This window comes from Paenibacillus hunanensis (assembly GCF_014645615.1).
GTDB lineage: Bacteria > Bacillota > Bacilli > Paenibacillales > Paenibacillaceae > Saccharibacillus > Saccharibacillus hunanensis.
The window spans coordinates 579,515-585,625 of record NZ_BMMB01000004.1 but is presented as its reverse complement, the minus strand read 5'-3'; the positions used below and the strand labels follow the sequence as shown (position 1 = coordinate 585,625).

3 protein-coding genes are annotated in these 6,111 nt (G+C 44.6%); all 3 read left to right on the top strand.

The features are described 5' to 3' along the window. The first annotated feature begins 783 nt into the window (after window positions 1–783). The 3 genes from IEX62_RS11295 to IEX62_RS11285 all read left to right on the top strand — a co-directional run bounded on the left by IEX62_RS11295 (window position 784) and on the right by IEX62_RS11285 (window position 6,048). On the top strand, window positions 784–2,223 hold the full coding sequence (locus IEX62_RS11295; protein ID WP_188775591.1) for a 6-phospho-beta-glucosidase: 1,440 nt from the start codon (window positions 784–786) through the stop codon (window positions 2,221–2,223). 777 nt (window positions 2,224–3,000) lie between these two features. Continuing rightward, the gene (gene licT / locus IEX62_RS11290) at window positions 3,001–3,834 is read left to right on the top strand and encodes a BglG family transcription antiterminator LicT (protein WP_188775590.1); all 834 of its coding nucleotides are present in this window, start codon (window positions 3,001–3,003) and stop codon (window positions 3,832–3,834) included. Between the two features lie 297 nt (window positions 3,835–4,131). Then, window positions 4,132–6,048, top strand: coding sequence for a beta-glucoside-specific PTS transporter subunit IIABC (locus IEX62_RS11285; protein ID WP_188775589.1), 1,917 nt, complete (start codon window positions 4,132–4,134; stop codon window positions 6,046–6,048). Window positions 6,049–6,111: the final 63 nt, after the last annotated feature.

The window sequence follows — 6,111 nt, the reverse complement described above, 5'->3', positions numbered from 1 at the left end:
CCTGTTCAGTATCGTCAAGTAGCCCTTAAAAAAGTTGTCTGATTTAATATTGACAATCCATAACTCACTTGCTATAATGACTGAATAAATTGCTACGCAATTACGCTAGGAACTTAATCATTTTTTCGATAGAATGAGGGAATTAGAATATTAAACGCGAGAAAATATAATAAATGAGCTCATGCCAAACTAATTGCTCACTAGACTGATTTCACTGAATATGATGATTTTCACTAAACTCTCACTGAATGTGAATAGTTGTTTTTAGGTTCCTTATGTCTTTATATTTTATCTTGTAAATACCTACATATATTGCGATGAGCACAGAACGGAGGGAAGGAAATAAGGGGAAAGGACTCCTTTGGAGGGGCGGGAATCTACAATTCACTCCTAATCCGTAGATTCCCGCGGCTCCACCCGAGTCCGTCCCCTTATTCCTTCCCGGAGTGGCCCCCTCTCAGCAAAACATTTTCACTTCAACCACCCATTCATTTAAATCAAAGCAAAACTGCCTGCTAAGCCACTATTCCCCGCTCCCTTTCAATTACCAATCATCATCCCCCAAACAGCATTTAAACAGCCAGCAGTTGACAGCGCCTTCATCGCTTGCTAAAGTTGTAGTAACAACTACATTCATTTCAGGGATGTTACCCCCGGGGCATAACCTGAACGAAACTGGCGATATGCGTGCATATGTCAGGCTTCGTTCAGGTTTTCTTTTTTTCTGCGTCCCCTTCCCTGTTTTGTCCATATTCTCTATTACGCTGTGGAAGGAGTTTTAATATGTCCAATTTTATGTTTCCAGAGAACTTTTTATGGGGTGGCGCTATTGCTGCTAACCAAGCAGAAGGTGCTTACCTTGAAGGTGGTAAAGGGCTAACGCTTGTCGATCTGCTGCCAACGGGTGAGAGTCGCCGTGATATTATGAAGGGTTACATTCCTTCCCTAACACCGCTGGAAAATGAGTTTTATCCTTCACATGAAGCGATTGACTTCTATCATCGCTATCCTGAGGATATTGCACTGTTTGCGGAGATGGGCTTCAAATCGCTACGTATCTCGATCTCATGGGCTCGTATCTATCCTACAGGCGAGGATGTACAGCCGAATGAGGAAGGCTTGCAATTTTATGATAATCTGTTTGACGAAATGATCAAGCATGGCATTGAGCCGGTAGTGACACTGGCGCATTTTGATGTGCCGGTTGCGCTGATTGAGAAATATGGAAGCTGGCGTAGCCGCAAGCTGGTGGAACTGTTTGAAACGTATTCACGCACCGTGCTTGCTCGCTATAAGGATAAAGTAAAGTATTGGATGACCTTTAACGAGATCAATATGCTGCTGCATCTTCCATTCCTGGGTGCAGGTCTGACCTTCAAAGAAGGGGACAATGTGAAGCAGATTCAATATCAGGCGGCTCACCATCAGCTTGTCGCGAGCGCACTCGCAGTGAAGGCTTGTCATGAGCTGATTCCAGATGCGATGATCGGCTGCATGCTGGCGGCAGGTAGCTTCTATCCGTACACCTGTAATCCAGAAGATGTGTATCAAGGCATGGAAAAGGATCGCGAATCGTACTTCTTCATCGATGTACAATCCCGTGGTGAATATCCGGGCTATGCGAAACGCTTCTTCCGTGATCATGGCTTGAATATTGAGATGGAGCCAGGTGACGATCAGATTCTGAAAGAGCATACGGTAGATTATATCGGCTTCAGCTACTACTCCAGTCGCACCACGAGTACCGATCCAGAAGTGATCAAAAACATGACCTCTGGTAACGTATTTGGCTCGGTAGCTAACCCGTATCTGGATAAATCCGAATGGGGCTGGACGATCGATCCGAAGGGCTTCCGTATTACCGCGAACCAGCTGCATGATCGCTATCAAAAGCCTTTGTTTGTCGTGGAGAATGGCCTGGGTGCAAATGACGAGCCAGCAGCCGATGGCACAGTAGATGATGATTATCGCATCGACTATCTGCAACGTCATATTGCTGAGATGGGTGAAGCGATTCAGGATGGCGTTAATATTATCGGTTACACAAGCTGGGGGCCAATTGATATCGTGAGTGCATCCTCTGGCGAAATGCGTAAGCGCTACGGCTATATTTATGTTGATCGCGATAATGAGGGCAAAGGCACATTGAAACGTGAGAAAAAGAAAAGCTTTGACTGGTACAAAAAGGTTATCGCTAGCCGCGGAGCCGATCTGGGACTGTGAGTATAGGAGCTTATGTTATTTAAGATCATATTCCTACTGGTGAACTTGATTATGGTATATGTCCTAATTGGTAAGTAAGCTTTGCGTTACAATGTGGCTAGTATAAACTGCATGAATAATACGAGTCTTATGAACACATTACCACTTCTATAAGTGTCTTATTATAAGTTTGACGTAGTTAATATAAGCTTATAGCTTCCTTTCTCGTACAAAAGTAGCTTGTATTACGTATAAAAAAAAGCATGAACTTAGACAGATCATTCTTCTGTCTAGTTCATGCTTTTTTTATACGTATATTTCTCATTTGCGTTGTGAAAGCGTTGACAGCATGTTAGGTTCAGGCTACACTTGAGTAAGTGATAAGCCGTATTAACGGCATTTATATGGGATTAGGATTGTTACTGGTCACAGGCAAAACCTAAGCCGCCAAATCAAGGAAAGCTGATCTAGCTCCTTCTGTTTTGTCGTGCTTACGGTTTTTTTGTTATGTATGGATAGTATGCTTGTATATAGCGTCAGCACATATAGGACGGTATCTGTTCCACACACCACTTTATGCGTGCCTATACAGATTAGTGCACTCCATTACAATTGCAATTAAAGTCATAACTTCACGGGATCATCGCAGTGATCTACAGCTTGTTTTGTGTTATTTACCATAGTAATTCATACTGCTCAAAGTAAACGCCTTATCGTTAGCTTATGTTTTTTATAAACGATGCTCGCGCTATGGCATAAAGTTATACTAGAGTGAAGGTATAGAGATCGGGGGTTCCTATGAAAATTGCCAAGGTCATCAATAACAATGTAGTTAGCGTCTATCAGGCAGACGGCACAGAGCTGGTCGTGATGGGACGCGGCATCGCCTTTAAGAAAAAGCCAGGCGAGGATGTAGAACAACACAAAATTCAGAAGGTGTTCGCGCTCAAAAATAAAAAAGCATCCGATAACTTCAAAATGCTACTGCGCGAGGTTCCGATTGATCTGATCGTGATCGTTGAAGAGATTATTGCCTATAGCCGCCAAACGCTTGGCAAAACGCTGAACGAAAATATTTATGTCTCGTTAACCGATCACGTGAACTTTGCAATTGAGCGTTATCAAAAAGGGCTTGAAATCAAAAATGCACTGCTATGGGAGATCAAGCAGCTGTATCGTGAGGAATTTGCGATTGGGCTACGTACGCTAGAGCAGATTCGCGAGCATATGGGCATTGAGCTGCCTGAGGATGAAGCTGCCTTTATTGCGATTCATATCGTTAATGCGGAGATTAACGAGGAAGTCGGCACCACGATGAACATTACCAAGTTCATGCATAGCATCATCAATATTGTGAAGTATCATTTTAAAACGGAATTTGAAGAGGATTCGCTCAGCTATTTCCGCTTTATTACTCATCTCAAATTTTTCGCGCAACGTATTATTCATGGTACGCATTATGACAGCAATTATGATCATCTGTATACGATGATTAAGGAGCAGCATCAGGATGCCGCTGCATGTACCGAGAAGATACGCATATTTGTCAAAAAGGAGCATGGGCATGAGCTGACGAACGAGGAAATGCTATATTTGACTGTACATATTGAACGTATCGTCAGCCGCAGATGATGTAGCTTTCTTCTTTGTTTTATCGTTATGCACTCCTTCATCACTGTCCTGATCAGTTTGCATGGCCTATTCTTTTTCATAATAAGGATGCTCATTTTGTTGAAAATATATGCATTGACAAATGAATGAAAGCGTTATATTGTTATTGTAACAACAGCATATAACCGGACTCGGATTGTTACTGGTTATGCAGGCAAAACCTGAGTCATGAGAAACGGCAAGGACCACTTTGTTCTTTTTGTCCTCCGTTTGTCATGGCTCAGGTTTTTTGTTTGCCAAAATTTGGAGGTGTCCCCCATGAGTTATGAAAAACTGGCAAAAGAGATCGTTCAGGGCGTTGGTGGAGAACAGAATGTATCCTCTCTCGTCCACTGTGCAACACGACTTCGTTTTACGTTAAAGGATCAGTCCAAAGCGGATAAAGCGAAGCTGGAGAAAACAGATGGTATTATCACCGTCAAGGAAAGTGGCGGTCAATTTCAGGTCGTTATCGGTAATACTGTTCCTGAGGTGTACGCTGCGATCGGTGAGGTATCTAACATCCTTAATGATGATAAAAAAGATAGCGCTTCCGCTCCAGGTAAAAAAGGCTTTGGTGCTATCATCGATGTCATCTCCAGTATTTTCGCTCCATTGCTTGGTGTTATGGCAGGTGCAGGTATTTTGAAGGGCTTGCTGCTCATTGCAACAAATGTCGGCTGGCTGAGTACAAAAGAAACGACGTATACGATTCTGATGGCAACTGCGGATAGTCTATTCTACTTCCTGCCCTTACTACTCGCTGTAACAACAGCTCGCAAATTTGGCGGTAATACCTTTACGGCGTTAACGATTGCCGGAGCGCTCGTCTATCCATCCATCGTTGAATTAAAGACAGCTGGTACGGAAACGCTCTTCTTCGGTATTCCTGTGATTATGATGAGCTACTCCTCCACTGTTATTCCGATCATCATTGCTGTTATCGTGATGAGTAAGCTGGAGAAGATGTGCAACCGCTTCATTCATGAAAGTGTAAAAAACTTTGTCACGCCGCTAATCTCGCTTGTCGTGATGGTGCCGCTGACATTGATCGTATTTGGCCCATTTGGTGTGTATGTAGGTAATGCGATTGCAACGGGTCTGGTGGCTGCATTTGGCTTTAGCCCATTGATTGCTGGTGCGGTTATGGGTGCGTGCTGGCAGCTGTTCGTTATTTTCGGTGTACACTGGGGTCTGGTGCCTGTATTCATCAACAACATCGCGGTACATGGACGTGATGGAATTAAGCCAGCTGCGGCGGCTTCGGTATTCGCTCAGACAGGTGCTGCATTCGGCGTTATGCTTCGTACGAAAAATAAAAAGCTCAAAACACTCGCTGGTTCGGCTACACTGTCCGCTCTATTCGGTATTACCGAGCCTGCGGTATATGGTGTGACTTTACCGCTCAAGCGTCCATTTATCGCTGGTATTATCGGCGGTGCGGTCGGTGGTGCGATTATCGGTCAAGCAGGTACGCAGGCATTTGCATCCGGTGCGCCTGGTCTGCTAACATTGCCTATTTTCTACGGTCCAGGTGGTCAGGGCTTCCCAGGATTGATCATCGGTATTACAGCATCGTTCCTGATCTCGGCTACACTTGCTTATGTACTGGGCTTTAAAGATCCAGTTGAAGAAGCACCATCAGAAGCACCTGCTACTCCAGTAAAAGGCAATGCTGGTCAGGTTGACGAGAAGGTTCTTAGCCCGGTTGCGGGTCACATCGTACCGCTGACTGAGGTTCCTGATCCTGCTTTCGCTTCGGAAGCAATGGGTAAAGGTGTAGCGATTGAGCCGACTGCTGGACGTGTCGTGGCTCCTTTCGACGGTACGATTACTGTTGCTTTTAAGAAAAAACATGCACTGGCGATCGTATCGGATCATGGAGCAGAGATTCTCGTTCATGTTGGGATTGATACGGTGAAGCTGGAAGGTAAGCCATTTACATTGCATGTGAAGGAAGGCGATCGTGTCGTTGCAGGTCAACTGTTGCTGGAAATGGATCTACAGCAGATTCGCGATGCAGGCTGTGCAACGGTGACACCGATCATCGTGACGAATACGTTTGAATATGAAGATGTGCTTCCGCTGATGGAAGGCAATGTTGGGGAGCAGCAAGAGCTGCTTGGCATCAAGGCGGCTGTGCGTGATGAGAGCGCTGCTGCGACAACAGCTCCAGGTAAGGAAGTGCTCGCTTAATTGGCATGATGGTATGATTATACGGATAGCGTGTTGATTTATCACTATACGTGTATCGTGTAT